A 17,306-nucleotide genomic window follows, 5' to 3' on the forward strand; every position below is an offset into this window, starting at 1 on the left:
GGCGGCTGCGCTACGGTGGCGCGGTATTCCGTCATCGCGAGGTCCGCATGTTCGACGTCATCCTGCTCAAGTACCCGGAAGGTTTCGCGCGCGAACACTGGCAACAGCTGCCGGAGCTGGTCGACCACGAGGGCATCGGCTACTCGTTGCGCGCCGGGCCGCGGCAACCGTTGCCGACCGACCGCGAATGGGACCCGGTGGCGGTATACGCGCCGGAGGAACTGACCGAGGAGGAGTTCCAGGAGCTCTACCAGCGCAACCGCGGCATCGTTCCCGAGCTGGACCTCAAGTACTGAGGCCGGCCGCGCGCTGCACACGAAAGCTGGACGGCGGCTGTCTTATAGTCGCCGCACGCGCGGTGGTCCGCGCATGCCGGTGTCCGCCCTTGTCGCGCTATCGCCCCACTCCCGACCGCCTGCGCCCGCTGCGCTGGCTGCTGTTCTGTCTGTGCCTGTGTCTGGTCCTGCCGCTGGCGGCGCAGACCGTCGACGCTCCGACCCCGCAGGCGCAGATCGACAAGGCCGCCAGCGCGCTGGAAGCGGTGCGGCAGTCGTTGGACAGCGCCGACACCCCGGACACGCTCAAGACCCTGGCCGAACGCGCGCTGGCGGTACAACGCGACGCCGATGCGGCCGCGCGCACGCTGGCGCCGGTGCGCGACCAGCTCGATGCGCAGCTGGCGCAGTTGGGCGAGGTGGCCGAGGGCACGGTCGAGGATGCCGACATCAGCCGCCAGCGCAGCAAAATCGGCCGCGATCGCAGCGACGTGGATTCGGCGATCAAGCGCGGCAACCTGCTGGCGCTGGAGGCGCAGCAGCTGGCCGAGTCGATCGAGCGCATGCGCGTGAGCCAGTTCGGCGCGCAGCTGTCGCGCCGGGTGGCCTCGCCGCTGTCGCCGGCGTTGTGGCGGCAGTTCCTGCGCGACCAGCCGGACGACTGGAAACGGCTGCGCGCGCTGTACCGGCAAGGCCGCGACGGCCTGCGCCAGGCGGTGGCCGAACACGGCTACGCGGCGCCGCTGGCGGGGGTGGCGGTGGCGCTGGTGCTGGCGCTGCCGCTGCGCCTGTGGCTGCGCCGGCTGGGCCGCCGCCAGGCGGCGAAGGCCAGCGCGCCGGACAGCCGCCTGCGCCGTTCGGGGCTGGCGGTGTGGCTGCTGCTGGTCGGCACCCTGGCCCCGGGACTGGCGGCGCTGGCGCTGGTGGAGGCGCTGCACTTCATCGAGGCGATTCCGCCGCGGCTGGAACAGGTGGCCTCGCAGCTGGTGACGGCCACCTTCATCGCCGCCTTCATCGCCTCGCTCAGCAGTTGCCTGCTGATGCCGCGCCAGCCGTCGTGGCGGCTGCTGCCGATCGACGACACCGCCGCGATCCGGCTGCGCAAGTACATCTGGGCCACCGCCGCGCTGAGCTGGATCAGCATGATGCTGCTGGCGGTCAACCGCGCCGCGCGCACCAGCGAGGTGCTGACGGTGGCGGTGGACGGCGTCGTCGCGCTGGCCAACATGGCGCTGATCATCGCCATCCTGGTGGCGCTGTCGCGGCTGCGCCGGCGCCGGGCGCAGGAAGCCGAGGCCGCGCGCCAGGCGGGTGCGCGCATGCGCGGCGCCAGCGGCAACGGCTGGATGGTGATCGCCAGCGTGCTCGGCCACGTGGCGGTGGCGGCAGCGCTGCTGGCGGTACTGGTCGGTTATCTGAACTTCGCCATGTTCGTCACCCGGCAACTGGTCTGGGGCGTGGTGGTGGTGGCGGCGCTGGCACTGCTGCTGAAGTTCGTCGACGACCTGAGCGGCTGGCTGTTCGGCGCCGACAGCAGTCTCGGCCGCGCCGCCAACCTTGCCACCGGCTTGAGCCCGGCGCGGGTGGAACAGGCCGGGGTGCTGCTGTCGGCGCTGCTGCGGCTGGGCCTGCTGGTGCTCGGCATCGGCGCGCTGCTGGCGCCGCTCGGCAGCGCAGGTTCGGTATTCGGCTGGTTCGACACCGCCGCGCGCGGCATCAGGCTGGGCGGCTTCGAGCTCACGCCCGGCGCAGTGGTGCGCGCGCTGCTGCTGCTGGCGATCGGCCTGGCGGTGGTGCAGGCGGTGCAGCGCTGGCTGAGCGAGACCTACCTGCCCCGGACCGAACTGGACACCGGCGCGCGCAACTCGATCAGCACCGTGGCGCGCTACGTGGGCATCATCGTGGTGGTGATGGCGTCGCTGGCGGCGCTGGGCATCGGCCTGGAGAAGCTGGCGCTGGTGGTCAGTGCGTTGTCGGTGGGCATCGGCTTCGGCCTGCAGGCGATCACCCAGAACTTCGTCTCCGGGCTGATCCTGCTGGCCGAGCGCCCGGTGAAGATCGGCGACTGGATCAAGATCGGCGACCAGGAGGGCGACATCCGCCGCATCAGCGTGCGTTCGACCGAGATCCAGGTGGGCGACAAGTCCACCCTGATCGTGCCCAACTCCGAGCTGATCACCAAGACCATCCGCAACATGACGATGGCCAACCCGCAGGGGCGGATCCAGATCCAGTTCTCGGTGCCGCTCAACACCGACGTCGCCCGCCTGCGGCAGTTGCTGCTGCAGGCCTACGGCGAGCATGAGGGGGTGCTGGACGATCCGGCGCCGTCGGTGTTCATCGACTCGATCGCCGGCGGCCAGGTGGCGATCAACAGCTTCGCCTACGTGTCCAGCCCGCGCAACGTCTACGGCACCCGCAGCGAACTGCTGTTCGCGATCCTGCAGCGGCTGTCCGCAGCCGGCATCGCGCTGGTCACGCCGACCGACATCCACATCGTCCGCGACCCGGCCGCCGCGGTGGAAACGGAAACGAAGGACTGAGGCGGGCGTACCCGCCGCCCCGGTCCCGCCGCCGGATCAGGAACGGTCCGGCAGCGCCTCGGACGGCACCAGCGCGTAGTCGTCCACCGCCAGCTTCTCGGCGTGGCTCAGCCAGGCGCGGATCTCCAGGTCGTCGACCTCGTGGTCCAGCCCCAGCGGCATGCGGATGCGGCCGTCGGCGTCGGGCTGCACCCACTGCTGCGCCACCACCACCTTGCGCTGCGAGGACACCGCCTCGACCCAGAACGGGCGCGCCGGCTGCTGCCTGGCGTACAGCTCCAGCATGTACTGGCCGGGATGGGTGTGGCGCGCCTCGCGGCTGATCATCCGCGACTGGCGCACGCTCGGGCGCGGGCCGTGGAAGCTGTCCAGCGGCGCGTCGACGGCGATGCCGCGGCGCAGCTGCGCGTCGCGGTACAGCTTGATGCCCTTGTCCTGGCTGACCAGCAGCGCGCACCAGTCGCCGTCGGCCGAACCGTCCTCGAACGCGGTGCAGCGGTCGACGTAGGCCAGGGTGTGTTCCGGGTCGGCGCTTTCGAACTGCTTGGAGGTGTTTTCCAGGTACACCGACTTCAGGTCCCACTGGCGGTCGTATTCCAGCAGTACCGGCGGCTGCACCTGCTGCACGCCGACCAGCACCTGGTCGCCGTCCAGCCGCAGCATGCGCGGGGTGTCGCCCAGCCACAGCGAGCGGGCGAAGGCCAGGTAGCGCGGGTAGTCCTTGCCGCCGTCGCGCTGCGCCGCGGCGCTGGCGCTGGCGGCGTCCGGGTCCAGCAGCGAGCGGCCGAAGCCGATGGCGGCGATGCCCGGGTCGAGCAGGTTGAGCAGGGTGGCGCCCGAATCCAGGGTGGAGCCGGCCTGCGCCACCACCTGCCGCGGTTCGATGTCCTTGTCCAGGAACAGCAGCAGGTTCTCGCGCTGCTGCTTCTCCAGCACATGGCTGAGATGGTTGGGCATGGCCAGGTGGTCGGAGGCGATCACCACCAGGGTGTTGTCGGCGAACTCGCTGCTGCGGATGCGGTCCACCAGCTGCGAGATCAGCCGGTCGCTGCACTTGAGCGCATGCAGCAGGCCGATGTTGCCGTGCTCGCTCTTGTAGCGGGTGCGCTTGCAGGCCACCGGCAGGTGGCCGGCCGGGTGGTGGGTGTCCATGGTCAGCGTGGTCAGCAGGAACGGCTGGCCGGCGCGCGAGAGCTCCATGAAGCGCTCGAACGCGGTGTCCAGCAGCACGTCGTCGTGCAGGCCCCAGTTGGAGAAGTGCGCCTTGGCGATCGGGCGCTCCTTGAAGTACGCCAGGTCGTGTACCTCGTCGTAGCCATGGCTGGCCAGGAACTCGCCCTTGGCGGCGAACTGGCCGTTGGCCCCGCCCAGGTAGTGGCTGGTGTAGCCCTGCTGCTTGAGGTAGTCGCCCAGGCACACCGCCTCGGGCAGGAAGCGGCCCATGCGGCCCATGCTGTTCTCGTCGCCCTGGGCGGTGGTCAGCGGCACCCCGCACATCGAGGCGACCAGCCCGGCGATGGTCCAGCCGCTGCCGTCGGCCGAGGCGATGCCGCGGAAATCCAGCGCTTCGCCGGCCAGGCGCTGGATGTTGGGCATCAGCCCCGGGAACACCTCCTCGTTCAGGTAGGTGCGCTCCAGGCTCTCGCCGTAGATCCAGACGATGTTCTTGCGCTGCGCCAATGCCCGGGTCGGCACCTGGTACTCGGGCGCGACCTGGGCGTAGTCCACCGGCTTGAGCTGCTGGTAGATGCGGCGGGCGTCGGAGTACAGCGGGCTGACCAGCACCGCGGTCGCCAGCAGCGCGGCGAAACCGCCGAAGATCGCCGCGCCGTGGCGCGGGCGGCGGAAGCGGCGCACGCGCAGCAGCGCCAGCGGCAGCAGCGAGACCAGCACCAGCGCCAGGAAGGCGACGATGTAGCCGGAGAAGTCGCCGACCCCGGCGCCTTCCATGTCGCTACGCAGGTGGTAGAGCGTGGCGGCGTTGATGCCGTCGCCGCTGAGCCGGTCGATCAGCCACCAGCTGCTGAGCGCCAGCAACAGCAGCGACAGCGACCCGGCTTTCAGCCACGCCCACTTGCCGGAGGCAACCAGAAGAAGGACAAGCAACGGCAGGCACAGCCAGAGAATCCAGGGCATAGGGTCGTCGTTATTGGATGGAAAGGGAGGGGCCGCGCGACGATTCCCTGCGCCGGTGCCCGCTTCCGGCCTCATCATGTCATGGCGATGACGGCCGGGTGACCGGATCATGCCAGCGCGAACCTGACTGAAATGTTTGTTTGAATCTGTGATGGATGCCCGCCGGAGCGGTGCCGGAAACCGCGTGAAGACAGGGTGAAATCGCTTGCCGGGCGGGGCATCGGGCGTGGTTCCGCGGCCCGCGCCGGTGCGGGCGGTGCGCCGTGGCGGACGCCGCCGGACGTCAGCGGTGGCCGCGTTCCTCGCGGGCGCGGGAACGGCGGTCGAACAGCAGCGCGCTGGCGATGATGCCCAGCCCCAGGATCACCCCCAGCAGGAACAGCACCATCGCGATCGCCGGGTAGCCGAGCAGGCGGGTGCCGGTATCGACCCGCATCATCAGCGAGGAAGCCAGGATCAGCGCGGCGGTGACGATGCCGGCCGCCACCCGGTTGGCGATCTTCTGCAGGCTTTCCATCAGCCGCGATTCCTCCAGCCCGGCCACCCGTACCTGCAGCCGGTTCTCGGCGACCAGGGCGAGGATGTCGGACAGCTTGCGCGGGCCTTCGCGCAGCAGCTGCTGCACCTCCATCGCCTCGCTGGCGAGATTGGCCGCCGACAGCGACTTCTTCAGCCGCGCCCGCATCACGTGCTGCAGCTGCCGCTCCACCACCGTGCGCGTGTCCAGCTCCGGCGACAGCTCGCGGCAGACGGTCTCCAGGTTCAGCAGCGCCTTGCCGAGCAGGCTCAGCTCCGGCGGCGTACGCAGCCCGCTGGCGGTGGCGATGCGCACCAGGTCCAGCACCACGCGGCCTTCGGACAGGGTGCCGTGGGCGGCGTAGCGGGCGATCATCTGCCCGGTCTCGCGCAGGTAGCGTTCCTCGTCGTAGTCCTCCAGCCGCGTGCTCAGGCCGATGATCTCCTCGGCCACCTCCTCGCCGCGGCCGTCGACCGCAGCGAACAGCACCTTGAGCAGGCGCTCGCGCAGCCGCGGCGGCACGTGCGCGACCATGCCCAGGTCGAAGATCGCCAGCCGTCCGTCCGCAGTCACCCGCAGGTTGCCCGGGTGCGGGTCGGCGTGGATCTCGCCGTGCACGAAGATCTGGTCCAGATAGCCGCGGATCAGCGCGCCGGCCAGCGGCGCCATCGACTGCTCGGTGCGGCGCACGTCGGGGATGGCGTCCACGCGCACGCCCTGCGCCAGCTGCATGGTCAGCACCCGGTGGCTGCTCAGGTCCCACACCGGCTGCGGCACCCACAGCGAGGCGAACGGCGCCAGGTGCTGGCCGAAGCGGGCCAGGTTCTCGGCCTCGTTGGCGTAGTCCAGCTCGGCCATCAGGGTCTTGCTGAACTCGTTGAGCCAGTCGGCCAGGCGCACGCGGCGGCCGATGCTGGTCAGGCGGTCGGCCGCCAGCGCGAAGCTGCGCAGCACGTCCAGGTCCGAGCGCAGCTGCACGGCCACTTCCGGCTTCTGCACCTTGACCGCGACCGGGGTGCCGTCGCGCAGCGTGGCGCGGTGCACCTGGGCGATCGAGGCGCAGCCCAGCGGCAACGGTTCGAAGCTGGCGAACAGCTTGGCTACCGGCGCGCCCAGTTCCTGCTCGACGATGGCGCGGATGCGTTCCACCGGCACCGGCGCCACCTGCTCCTGCATGCGCTCGAGCGCGGTGGCGTACTCGGGCGGGACCATGTCCGGGCGGGTGGACAGCATCTGCCCGAGCTTGACGAAGGTGGGCCCCAGCGCTTCCAGGTCGCTGACGAACTGTTCCGGATCGCCCTCGGCCGGCACCTCGTGCACCGCGCCGGCATCCAGGTTCATGCCGGAGAACACGCCGGAATTGCGGTAGCGCAGCAGCAGCCGCAGGATCTGGCTGCGGCGGCTCATGCCGCCGATCGGCGCGGTTTCGGGGGCGACGGGGCTGTTGCTCAAGGACGGCTCCGGGCAAGGAGAAGTATCGGCCGAGTGTGGCCACGCCACGGTGGTGGTGCGGTGAATGCGCCGGCCTCACCCATCGCGGCCGCGGGATCGGCGAGAATCCGCTCCTTTCCCGATCCGCGGAACGCCCATGGCCGGTGCCAGCCTGTTCGCCCTGCTCGACGACATCGCCTCGCTGCTGGACGACGTCTCCATCCTCACCAAGGTGGCGGCCAAGAAGACCGCCGGCGTGCTGGGCGACGACCTGGCGTTGAACGCGCAGCAGGTCACCGGCGTCACCGCCGCGCGCGAGCTGCCGGTGGTGTGGGCGGTGGCCAAGGGCTCGCTGCTCAACAAGGCCATCCTGGTGCCGGCGGCGCTGGCGATCAGCGCCTGGCTGCCGTGGGCGATCACGCCGCTGATGATGATCGGCGGCGCCTTCCTCTGCTACGAAGGCGTGGAGAAGCTGGCGCACAGGTTCCTGCATCCGCGCGGGCAGGAACAGCAGCGGCAGGCCGAACGGCTGCGCGCGCTGGCCGACGAGACCACCGACATGGTGGCGTGGGAGAAGAACAAGGTGAAGGGTGCGATCCGCACCGACTTCATCCTCTCGGCCGAGATCATCGTGCTGTCGCTGGGGGTGGTGGCGCACGTGCCGTTCGCACAGCGGGTACTGGTGCTGGTGGCGATCGCGCTGGGCATGACCGCCTTCGTCTACGGGCTGGTGGCCGGCATCGTCAAGCTCGACGACCTGGGCCTGTATCTGTCGCGCAAGGGCCGCGCGTTGGCGGCGCTGGGGCGCGGCATCCTGTATGCCACGCCGTGGTTGATGAAGGGCCTGTCGATCGCCGGCACCGCGGCGATGTTCCTGGTCGGCGGCGGCATCCTGGTGCACAGCGTGCCGGCGCTGCACCACGCCATCGTCGCACTGGCGCCAGCGCCGGGCTGGACCGGGCTGGCCAACGCGCTGGGCAGCGTGGTGGTGGGCATGCTGATCGGCGCGCTGGTGCTGGCCGCCGTCACCGTGTTCCAGCGCCTGCGCGGCAAGCCGGCCGCCGCGCACTGAGGCCGCGCATCAGTCGCGCTCGAAGCGTTCGATCTCGCGCAGCTGCGCCTGCGCGCGCGCCAGGTTGCAGCCGGACAGGTCGTCGATCATCCGCCGCAGCCAGGGTGTCGCCGGTGGCCGCCTGGCCCAGCGCCGCGCCAGCCACAGGCTGGCAACCATCGCCGCCGCACCGAAGGCCAGCGTCAGCCCGAACCATCGCGGCGCCGCGGCGTACAGGTCGAGGCCGAGCCAGCGGTACGCCGCCACCTGCGTGGCCACCAACCACAGGCACCACCACGGCAGGCCCAGCGCCACTTCGCTGACGGTGGTGAAGCGGCGCAGCCGCGCCAGCTGCCGCAACTGCTCCAGCACCGGCCCGGTCGCGTGCAGGCGCGCGGCCAGCAGTGCGCGGGTGGCCGATACCCAGATCGCGGCGATGCCGTAGGCATGCAGCGCCAGCCCGGCCGCCAGCAGGTGCGGGGTCTGTCGGTGCTCGACCCAGAAGCCGGCGGCGAACGCCACCACACCGATCCAGGCCAGCAGCCACAGCAGCTGGCCGATGCCGAACCGGCGCAGGCGGCGCTGCACCTGCTGCCGGCGCGGTTCGCGCCAGGCCAGCAGCGCCAGCGCCTCGACGCCCTCCAGGTGCAGTTCCTGCCGCTGCCAGGCGGCCTTGAGGCGTTGCAGTTCGGCGTCCATCAGGGTGTCCTCGGCGGGGCGGGGGCATCGAGCTGGCGGCGGATCTGCTGCCGCAGCCGGTGCAGGCGGGTGGCGACATTGCCGGGACTCATGCCCAGCACCTCGCCGATCTGGCGGTGGCTGCAGTCGTCCAGCACCAGCAGCATCAGCGCCCGGTCCAGCGGCGGCAGCCGGCCGATCAGCGCGTGCAGCCGGTGCAGGTCGTCGTGGTCCTGCGCCGGCGCGGCCCGTTCGCCGGCAGCCTCCAGCGGCGCGCGATGGCGTTCGCGCAGGCGCTGGCTGCGCAGCTGCGAGATCGCCACGTTCAGCGCGATCCGGTACAGCCAGGTGGAGAACTGCGCCCGCGCCGGATCGAAGCCGGCGAACGCGCGCCAGGCCTGGGCACTGATGTCCTGCACCAGGTCGGCGCGGTCCTGCGGGTCGGCGCAGTAGCCGCGGGCCACCTTCAGCACGATGCCGCGGTGCTGTTGCAGCAAACCGGCGAAGCGCTGCTGCACCTCGGCGGTGGCCGTTGCGGTGGATGCCGGACGGGGGCTCACGGTGGTCTCCATGCCAGGGTGATTCGCATGGAGGCGGGAAATATCACAGCGCGGCCGTCGCCGCTGGAGCGATGGCGGCTACTCGGCCGCCAGCACCCGGTTCTTGCCGACCCGCTTGGCCGCGTACATCGCACGGTCGGCGCGCTGCAGCAGCGCCCCGGCGGCCTCCGGCTCCCGCCACTGCGCGGTGCCGGCACTGAAGCTGACGTACACGCGCACGTCCTCGTGCAGGAACGGGCGCTGCGCCATCGCCCGCTGCAGCCGCTGGGTGATGGCCAGCGCCTCGGAGCGGGGGGTTTCCGGCAACAGCAACACGAACTCGTCGCCGCCCAGCCGGGCGATGCTGTCGCTGCTGCGCAGCTGGCCCCTGGCCACGGTGACCAGGTGGTGCAGGGCGCGGTCGCCGCCGGCGTGGCCGTGGCTGTCGTTGGTGCGGTGGAAGTCGTCCAGGTCCAGCAGGGTCACGCACAGCGGTGTTCGCGTGCGTGCGGCGCGTGCCATCTCGCGCTCGAGCAGTTCGTCGAAGCCGCGCCGGTTGAGCGCGCCGGTCAGCGGATCGGTACGCACCAGCCCGGAGACTTCCTGCAGCTGCTGCTCCAGCAGCTGGATGCGCTGCTCGGCGGCCTCGGCTTCGGCGCGCGCGCTGGCCAGATGGTCGCGCATCCGCAGCGCCTGTTCCTGCACCCGGCCGGTGTCCTGCAGCACGTCCTGCAGCAGCTGGTTGAGGTCGGCGATGCTGCGCGCCTGGCGCACCGCCAGCGAGTAGCCGGCGATGCGGTCGTGGTACTCGCCGGTGCTGATCGCCATGCCGTCCACGCGCTCGACGAAATCCACCATCAGTTCCTTCATCGCCGCCTTGGATTCGACGATGCCCTGCTTGAGCAGGCCCTGCTTGTAGATCACCTCGCGCAGGTTGCCGCGGGTCTGCTCCACCGAGGCGGCATCCAGCGGGCCGCCGAGCAGCTCGCGCACCGCGGCGATCTGGCCCTGCAGCCAGCTGCTGTCGTCGAGCAGTTCGCCGATGTTGTCCAGCAGCAGGTCGAACAGGCTCAGCAGCAGGTCGCGCTGTTCCTGCAGGCCGTCGCTGCGCACCCCGACCTGGTGGCAGAGTTCGCGCAGGCGCTGTTCGATCGTCTCCAGCGGCCGTCCCGGATGCCAGTCGCGCAGCGCGGCGACCACCTGCTGGGTCTCGCGCTGCAGCTCCGGGCTGTCCTGCAGCAGGCTGGCCAGGGCCACGCCCAGGGTGTGGCGCAGCAGGTCGCGCAACCGTGGCGCGTCGCCGCCGGGCGTGCCGGGGGCATCCAGTTCGATGGTGCGGATGTACTTGTCGATCAGCAGCCGCAGCAGCCGGCCGTAGCGTTCCCAGTCGGCATCGCCGTGCGCGCTCTGCAGGCGCACCCCCATGTCGCCCAGTTCCCCGGGCAGGGTGGCCATACCGTGCGCGAACGCGGCCAGCAGCGATTCGGGCTGGCCGATGCCGGCGAACAGGCGCTGCAGCATCGCCGCACTGCCGCCGCTGACCGCCACCGTGCCGGTGGCCGGCCCCGGCTCGTCCTTCCGCGACAGGATGCGTCCCGGCCCCGGGGTGGGGGAGGACGTCTTGTCGCGGTGATCGGGCATGGTGGGTCCTGGATCTGGGCGGGGTGGCCGCGGGTGCGGGCCTGCGCCCCGGCGGCGGTGGTATTGGACCCTGATTATCGGCAAGGTGGCAGGGGGCTTGAGCCAGCTACCCGGGCTGGCGGCAGCGAGGAGGCAGGATGAGGATATTGCTGTTGGGGGCGAGCGGCCTGGTCGGTGGCCGGGTGCTGGCGGCGCTGCTGGCCGATCCGCGGTGCGGCCAGGTGCTGGCGCCGAGCCGGCGACCGCTGGCCGTCAGCGATGGACGCCTGCACAACCAGGTGTTCGATTTCGCGCAGCTGCCGTCGCAGGCGGCGCAGTGGCAGGTGGACGCGGCGATCTGCGCGCTGGGCAGCACGCTGCGCCAGGCCGGCTCGCGCGAGGCCTTCTGGCAGGTGGACCACGACTATCCGCTGCAGGCGGCGCAGGCGCTGCGCCGCCAGGGCACGCGCGGGTTCGTGCTGAATTCGGCGATGGGCGCCGACCCGGACTCGCGCTTCTTCTACAACCGGGTCAAGGGCGAACTGGAACGCGACCTGCGCGCGCTGGACTTCGAATCGCTGACGCTGGTGAGGCCGGGCCTGATCGGCGGGCAGCGGCAGGTGCGGCGTCCGGGCGAGCACCTGGCCGGGCAGCTGCTGGGCGTGCTGGGGCCGCTGCTGCCGCGCCGCTACCGGATCAACCCGGCCGAGCGCATCGCCGCGGCGATGGTGGAGGCGGCGCTGCAGTTGCGGCCGGGCGTGCGGGTGATCGATTCGGCGCAGCTGGCATAGCCGTGGCCGGTGCCTGCCGGCGCCGTTTCGCGCGCGCTGGCCGGCCGCTCGTGGCCGGGCGCGGGAAATCCGCCACAGGTACCGGTGCGTGCGCATCCGGGCAGCATACGCCGCGCGGGCGGCCGCGCCTCAGCCGGGCAGGGCCTGGCCGCCGTCCACCGCCAGCACCTGCCCGGTGATCCAGCGCGCCTGCGGCGAGGCCAGGAACAGCGCCGCCTCGGCCACGTCCTCGACCCGGCCGAAGCCGCCGAACGGGATGCTGTCGCGCACCTGCCGGTACAGCGCCGGCTCTTCGTCGCGGCGACGCTCCCACAGCCCGCCCGGGAATTCGATCGAGCCGGGCGCGATGGCGTTGACGCGGATGCGTTCGCGCGCCAGCTCGGTGGCCAGCGTCACCGTGTAGTAGTTCAGCGCCGCCTTGGCCGCGGAATACGCGGCCGCGCGCGGGGTGGGGCGCAGCGCGTTGATCGAACTGATGTTGAGGATCGCCGGTGCCGGGCTGCGGCGCAGGTGCGGCAACGCGGCGCGGTTGCAGCGCACCGCCGCCATCAGGTCGATGTCGAAGCCGGCCTGCCAGCTGGCGTCGTCCACGCCGTTGCCGTAGCCCGAGGCGTTGTTGACCACCACGTCGATGCCGCCCAGCGCGGCGGCGGCGGCTTCCACCCACTGCACGATCTGCGTCGGCTCGGACAGGTCGCAGGCCTGCCAGTGCGGTGCCTGCCCGAACCGGCCCAGTCCGTCGGCAGCCTGCTGCAGGGCCGCGGTGCCGCGCGCGCACAGCGACAGCCGCGCGCCGGCGCGGGCGAAGGCGGTGGCGATGGCCAGGCCGATGCCGCGGCTGCCGCCGGCGACCAGCACCCGGGTGCCGGCCAGGGAAGGTGCGTCGTTCATGCGTGATCCGGTGGTGGGGGAACGGGCGCCATTATCGCCGCCGCGCGCCGGCTCACTCCCAGGTGTTGGGAACCGCGCCCTGCTCGGGGTGGCGCATGCGCACCACGCAGAAACGGTGGCCGGTGGGCGCTTCCATCACCCACCAGCGCTTGACGAAGCCGATGCGGCGGGCGCCGAGCGCCTCCAGCCGGTCGGCCTCGGCATCGATGTCGTCGCTCTCGATGTCCAGGTGCACGCGCGAGGGATGGCCGACCTTCTGCACCTCGACGTGCAGGGCCGCCGGGGTGCCCTTCAGCTCGGCGTACTGCGCGCCGTCGTCCTCGGTGTAGCCGGGTTCGGCGGTCCAGCCCAGCGCCGCGCTCCAGAAGCGCGCGGCTTCGTCGCTGTCGGTGTCCTGGCAATCGATGATGAAGCCGGCCAGGCGGCTGCGATGGCTCATGGCAATACTCCAGGCGGAAGGGCGCAGCTTACTGCGGCACCACGGCGGCGGATATCGCACTGCCGCAAGCTCTGTTTTCGCTCAGCCGGCCCGTTGGCCGATCTCCCCGGCGGCAGCCGCGGTCAGGAACGCGCCTGCTTCGTGAACTCGGCGAAGATCGCCAGGGTTTCCGGGCTGACGTGGTGCTCGATGCCTTCCGAATCCCGGCGCGCGATGTCCTCCGGCACGCCGAGGGCGAGCAGGAATTCCTCCACCGTGCGATGGCGTTCGCGGCTGGCGCTGGCCAGCGCCTCCCCGGCCTCGGTCAGGAACACCCCGCGGTAGCGGCGCTGCATCGCATAGCCTTCGCGCACCAGCCGCTTGAGCATCTTGGCCACGGTCGGCTGGGCCACGCCCAGGCGCTCGGCGATATCCACCTGGCGCGCTTCGCCGGCATGCGCGATCAGGTCCGAGATCAGTTCGACGTAGTCCTCTATCAGCTCCAGCCGATGCGCTTCGCGGACCTGGCGGAAGCTCTCCACCTGCACCTCGGCGTCGAGCAGTGCGGGAGGGGCAGAGGGCATCCGGGGGTTGCGCGGGTTGCTGGACATGGGCAGGAAGAGGTTGGGAACGCGCATTGTCGCCGATCGCGATCGGTGGCGTGCGAACGGCCGCGAGCGCGCTGCGGTCGGCGCGGACCTTCCCGCGGGCGTTGCCGCCCGGCTCGCTGCGGGCCCGCGCATCGGTCGTCTCACCGACGATGCCGACCCCATGCTGTTGCCGGGCGCGATGTTCGCGGCCGCGCCCGCGATCCGGGAACGGTGGAAGCAGGCTGCGTGGCGATTCTCCGCATCCGGCTGCCGGCTTGCCGGAAAGGTCCGGCACCGGCGCTGCCGTCATCCGATCATGGCGGCAAGCAGGCGCAGCGCCCAGTACGCGCCGATGAGCATCTGCACGGCAAAGGCGAGGAAGCGGATGTTGACCGCCAGCGCGCCCGACGAAGCCAGGTGCGCGCAGGATTGCAGCAGCCGCGCGGCGAGCAGCGTGTAGGCCAGCGGGTCGGTGATGCCGGTGTGACCGGCGACCAGCGCCACCAGCAGCAGGCCACCGGACACCGGCAGCGATTCGATGCAGTTGGCGTGGGCACGCGCCAGCCGCTGCATGAAGGGCGAAAGGTTGGCGTTGTCCGGCGTGAACGCGGTGGCCGCGACCTGGCCGCTGGCCACCAGCTTCACCCGCAGGATCTCCATGACGATCAACAGGAGCAGGGTCCAGGCGATGAAACCGGTCAAGGCGATGGCGCTCGGGTGGGACATGCTGGGCTCCGTGGCGGGAAAGGTGGAAATGCCGGTCCGGGCGATCCGTCCGGATGGCGGCAACCCGGATGACGCGTGTTTGCCGCGCAGCTTCCATGCCGTCACGCGCCGTGCGCCGGACACGATCCGTCAGGCGGGGCGTCGCCGCAAGCTCCGCCGCCCGTCCGCGACGGCGCCGACCATTGCGTGGATCCCCGGTTGGAATCGGCGTCGATGCGAGGCGCATAGGCATCGTCGCCCATCGCAGGTGCCGGCGAACGCCTTCGATTCCGATAGCGGGCCGGGCCGAGGAGACAGGACGCCGCTGCGCCCCACGCGCGCCCGGCCGGGGGCGGATGCCGGCCATCGCCTTCGGTCAGGCTTCGTGGCCGGAATTGCGCCCTGGCCTGCCGATCCTCGCCGCCACCGCCCGTACCGGGAAATGGCAGGCGAGCAGCGCCCCGGCGCCGAGCGCGAGCACCAGGGACGTGCGGTAGGGCGTCGAGGACAGGCCGGGAAACCAGTACGCGCTCCAGATTCCCAGGCAGGCCAACGTCACCCCCCACTGTGTCCTTTTCCGCGAACACAGGACCCGGGCGACGCCGTTTGCCGTTGCCAGCAACAACAGCAGGTACATGCCGTAGTGGAGGCCGATGCCGAACGCGATGTCGCGCCGCGGCGGTCCCCGCAAACAGCGCACGCCGTGCCATGCCAGTTGGTAGGTCGCCACGAACAACAGCGCCTGGGCCGCCGTCCACGCGGCCATCCTGCCCAGGACGGCGAACACACCCATGTCACGCCGCATCGGGACCGCCGTTTGCGGTGTCCCGCCGCGATCGGGAAGGGCCGCGGGGGTCGAAGCGCGCACCGACGGTGGAGAAATGGGCCAGCGCGAGGATGCCGCCCCAGAGCAGGCTGGCGACCTCGAACAGCGCGCTGGCCGGTGCGGAGGAAAGCGAGGCGCCGCCGAGGAGGATCAGGCCGATCGTGAGCGCGGTCGTGGCCAGCGACAGCGTGCGCGCCCAGCGCTTGAACCAGAACAGGCCGACGTAGCCGCAGACGCCGGCGAGGAAGAGCGGCAGCACGATGGCCAGCGCGGACCAGGGGTTTTGCAGCAGCGGCGACGCCGGTTCGTCGGCATAGGCTTGGGCCAGCGCCGGGGAATAGCCGCCGGGCAGGAAACTGGCGACGACGGCTGCGGCCAGGACGATGGCGTACAGCGCGAGGAGCTGGCGGAACCGTTTTTCCGTCATGCGCGACGATGCCCCCACGGCGCCGGTGTGCGCAGCGCCCGCGGTGCGGACGGAGGCATGCGGGGAGGCTGGCAACGCGGGATCACGACAGCCTCTTCCAGCCGTGGTCGCTGTCGATCCTGGCCAGAGTCTCCTTCGCCGCGTAGTACCTGATCAGGCCGCAGTCCTTGCAGACCACGGCCTTCATCCTGGCGCTGCTGAAGATGCCGCTGGCTCCCGGCAGCAGGTCCGGGCCATGGCTGCCCCGGGTCCCGATGTTGTCGCGGACGTACAGGCGGGTGCCATCGCATTCGGGGCAGGGCGTGCTGATGGGCATGGGGTTCTCTTCTGCGGCCTGGGGCGAAATCGGGTGTCCACCGCAGGCGATCCGCGGAGGCCAAAGGTTACGCGCCGCCGCCGACGAGCACATGGTTCTCATGACGGGAGGCGCCGAGCTCGAAGTATGCGGTGCCGGCCCTGGCGTAGCCATGGCGCCGGTAGAAGTCGATGGCGCGTTCGTTCCGTGCGTTGACCGTGAGCCAGAGCGGGCACTGGGCGCGGTCCCGTGCCCAGGCTTCGGCGGAGTGCAGCAACGATGCGCCGAGGCCTTTCCCGATGAAATGCTCCTGGACGTAGAGCGTCTGCAGTTCCACCGTGGAGCGGGGACTCTGCGTTGGACAAGGCTCGCCATGCCTGAGAACGGCAAGGCCGAGCAGGCTCTCGTCCTTCGCCGCCACCAGGACGTGGACCGAAGGATCCTGGAGGGACTCGGCGTACCTGGCCGGGGTGAGCTCGGCAAGCACGTGGGCCGCGATCTCGGGCGACACGCCGCCGGTGGCATAGGTGTGCAGCCAGACCTGGGTTGCGAGCACGGCCAGGCGCGATGCCTCTTCGGGGGCTGCCGGGCGGATATGAGCGTACTGGTGCATGCGGTGGGAATCCGTGGTGCGGTGAATGAGTGTCGGTGCGGGCAGTGTCCCGCCGTCGTTGCCGGGCAATGCCTGCTTCCTCCGGGAAGGCCGGGTTGCCGTGCCATCCGGATCGGGGGCAGCGCGTGCGCGGTCATGCCCAGCTAGGCGTCCGCTACCGGGGGCGGTTCGCCGCACCGGGTGGCACCGGTTCCGGCGGATTGCCGGATCTGCTGCTGGAAGGCCAGGCAGTAGCCGTTGCAGTCCTCGATGCCGAATTCCCGGGAGCCGTACGGCATGTCGCGTACCGGCCAGACGACGGCGACCCTGTCCTTGAGGGAGGCGAAATAGCCGTCCACGTCCGGGACGGTGAAGTAGAGGGTGCCGGAAACGCCGGGCGGACGCTGCCAGAGGTCGCTGGGGGTGAAGACGAGCACTCCGCCATGAAGCTCGACGGTCAGCGTTGCTTCGGCCGTGTCGCGGACGTTGAAACCAAGCACCGCCCGGTAGAACCGACGGGTCTGTTCCAGATCGCGGCAGCGAAGAAGCAGGGTCAGTGGCATGGGCGCTCCTGGCAGGTTCCGCGTCGGAATCAGGCCGCGCTGCGGAAGGCATCGGCGTGGATGAATCATCGGCTGCCGCCACCGGCAGCGCCGAAGAAGGCGAACGGAAAACAGGGGCACCTGACGAGCTTGGGAAAGACGGCGCCCGCCGCCGCCAGCAGCATGGCAACGGCAGTGGCGGCCCAGCCGCCCGGCACGATCGACGGAATCCGCTTGGCCGGCGTGCTTGGCGCCTGCCACCATGCCTGGAACGGGTCGAGCTTTCGTCGGCGGAACGATCTGGCCACAGGCAGCTGATACCCAACGGATCCGGAACCGGGTCGCTGCGCCGGATGGTCGGCGGGTTCGCGGCCGGGCGTCAACCATGGGCGGAAGCCTGCGTTCGGGGGAAAGCGGCGTTGGCGAAGTGCGTCGGCGC

Annotated in this window: 19 protein-coding genes; 5 read left to right on the forward strand and 14 right to left on the reverse strand. The window is 71.0% G+C overall.

Annotation, left to right across the window (positions count from 1 at the left end; translation table 11 throughout):
- The first annotated feature begins 47 nt into the window (after positions 1-47).
- Positions 48-296, forward strand: a complete 249-nt coding sequence (locus OK345_RS10065) for a hypothetical protein (protein WP_265127842.1) — start codon at positions 48-50, stop codon at positions 294-296.
- Between the two features lie 62 nt (positions 297-358).
- On the forward strand, positions 359-2,818 hold the full coding sequence (locus OK345_RS10070) for a DUF3772 domain-containing protein (protein ID WP_425510960.1): 2,460 nt from the start codon (positions 359-361) through the stop codon (positions 2,816-2,818).
- Between the two features lie 36 nt (positions 2,819-2,854).
- Here the strand turns inward: OK345_RS10070 and OK345_RS10075 are convergent, their stop codons facing one another.
- Both OK345_RS10075 and OK345_RS10080 read right to left on the reverse strand, forming a co-directional pair.
- A complete protein-coding gene (locus tag OK345_RS10075) occupies positions 2,855-4,954 on the reverse strand; it encodes a phosphoglycerol transferase I (protein WP_265127844.1) in 2,100 nt (699 codons plus the stop codon).
- A gap of 283 nt (positions 4,955-5,237) precedes the next feature.
- Positions 5,238-6,878 (reverse strand): ABC1 kinase family protein, encoded by a 1,641-nt coding sequence (locus tag OK345_RS10080; protein WP_265128026.1) that lies wholly within the window; start codon positions 6,876-6,878, stop codon positions 5,238-5,240.
- Between the two features lie 181 nt (positions 6,879-7,059).
- On the opposite strand from OK345_RS10080, the gene OK345_RS10085 reads away from it, so the two are divergent.
- Positions 7,060-7,974 carry a DUF808 domain-containing protein gene (locus OK345_RS10085; protein WP_265127845.1) on the forward strand — a complete coding sequence of 305 codons (915 nt, stop codon included), beginning with the start codon at positions 7,060-7,062 and terminating at the stop codon, positions 7,972-7,974.
- Positions 7,975-7,983: 9 nt separating this feature from the next.
- Here OK345_RS10085 and OK345_RS10090 read toward each other — a convergent pair whose 3' ends face one another.
- The 3 genes from OK345_RS10090 to OK345_RS10100 all read right to left on the reverse strand — a co-directional run bounded on the left by OK345_RS10090 (position 7,984) and on the right by OK345_RS10100 (position 10,811).
- Complete coding sequence (locus tag OK345_RS10090) at positions 7,984-8,652, reverse strand: hypothetical protein (protein ID WP_265127846.1); 669 nt, start codon at positions 8,650-8,652, stop codon at positions 7,984-7,986.
- Complete coding sequence (locus OK345_RS10095) at positions 8,652-9,191, reverse strand: RNA polymerase sigma factor (RefSeq protein WP_265155084.1); 540 nt, start codon at positions 9,189-9,191, stop codon at positions 8,652-8,654. Before OK345_RS10095 ends, OK345_RS10090 begins: the two co-directional genes overlap by 1 nt.
- Positions 9,192-9,269: 78 nt before the next feature.
- Entirely contained in the window at positions 9,270-10,811 is a 1,542-nt protein-coding gene (locus OK345_RS10100; RefSeq protein ID WP_265127848.1) for a GGDEF domain-containing protein, read from the reverse strand.
- Between the two features lie 137 nt (positions 10,812-10,948).
- Between OK345_RS10100 and OK345_RS10105 the strand changes: the two genes are divergently transcribed.
- Positions 10,949-11,581 carry an NAD-dependent epimerase/dehydratase family protein gene (locus OK345_RS10105; protein ID WP_265127849.1) on the forward strand — a complete coding sequence of 211 codons (633 nt, stop codon included), beginning with the start codon at positions 10,949-10,951 and terminating at the stop codon, positions 11,579-11,581.
- Between the two features lie 129 nt (positions 11,582-11,710).
- Here the strand turns inward: OK345_RS10105 and OK345_RS10110 are convergent, their stop codons facing one another.
- From OK345_RS10110 to OK345_RS10150, 9 genes are all read right to left on the reverse strand, one after another.
- Entirely contained in the window at positions 11,711-12,472 is a 762-nt protein-coding gene (locus tag OK345_RS10110) for an SDR family NAD(P)-dependent oxidoreductase (protein WP_265127850.1), read from the reverse strand.
- A 52-nt stretch (positions 12,473-12,524) separates the two neighbouring features.
- Positions 12,525-12,911, reverse strand: coding sequence for a VOC family protein (locus OK345_RS10115; protein WP_265127851.1), 387 nt, complete (start codon positions 12,909-12,911; stop codon positions 12,525-12,527).
- A gap of 122 nt (positions 12,912-13,033) precedes the next feature.
- On the reverse strand, positions 13,034-13,474 hold the full coding sequence (mntR, locus tag OK345_RS10120; RefSeq protein ID WP_265127852.1) for a manganese-binding transcriptional regulator MntR: 441 nt from the start codon (positions 13,472-13,474) through the stop codon (positions 13,034-13,036).
- A gap of 312 nt (positions 13,475-13,786) precedes the next feature.
- Positions 13,787-14,206, reverse strand: a complete 420-nt coding sequence (locus tag OK345_RS10125; RefSeq protein WP_265127853.1) for an MAPEG family protein — start codon at positions 14,204-14,206, stop codon at positions 13,787-13,789.
- 355 nt (positions 14,207-14,561) lie between these two features.
- Positions 14,562-14,978, reverse strand: a complete 417-nt coding sequence (locus OK345_RS10130) for a hypothetical protein (protein WP_265127854.1) — start codon at positions 14,976-14,978, stop codon at positions 14,562-14,564.
- Position 14,979: 1 nt separating this feature from the next.
- Positions 14,980-15,438 carry a hypothetical protein gene (locus OK345_RS10135; protein WP_265127855.1) on the reverse strand — a complete coding sequence of 153 codons (459 nt, stop codon included), beginning with the start codon at positions 15,436-15,438 and terminating at the stop codon, positions 14,980-14,982.
- A gap of 82 nt (positions 15,439-15,520) precedes the next feature.
- Positions 15,521-15,754, reverse strand: coding sequence for a hypothetical protein (locus tag OK345_RS10140; RefSeq protein WP_265127856.1), 234 nt, complete (start codon positions 15,752-15,754; stop codon positions 15,521-15,523).
- Between the two features lie 67 nt (positions 15,755-15,821).
- A complete protein-coding gene (locus OK345_RS10145) occupies positions 15,822-16,415 on the reverse strand; it encodes a GNAT family N-acetyltransferase (RefSeq protein ID WP_265127857.1) in 594 nt (197 codons plus the stop codon).
- Between the two features lie 74 nt (positions 16,416-16,489).
- On the reverse strand, positions 16,490-16,888 hold the full coding sequence (locus tag OK345_RS10150) for a VOC family protein (protein WP_265127858.1): 399 nt from the start codon (positions 16,886-16,888) through the stop codon (positions 16,490-16,492).
- A gap of 60 nt (positions 16,889-16,948) precedes the next feature.
- Between OK345_RS10150 and OK345_RS10155 the strand changes: the two genes are divergently transcribed.
- Complete coding sequence (locus OK345_RS10155) at positions 16,949-17,185, forward strand: hypothetical protein (protein ID WP_265127859.1); 237 nt, start codon at positions 16,949-16,951, stop codon at positions 17,183-17,185.
- Positions 17,186-17,306 lie beyond the last annotated feature (121 nt).

The sequence above is a fragment of the Xanthomonas chitinilytica genome, assembly GCF_026107455.2.
GTDB lineage: Bacteria > Pseudomonadota > Gammaproteobacteria > Xanthomonadales > Xanthomonadaceae > Stenotrophomonas > Stenotrophomonas chitinilytica.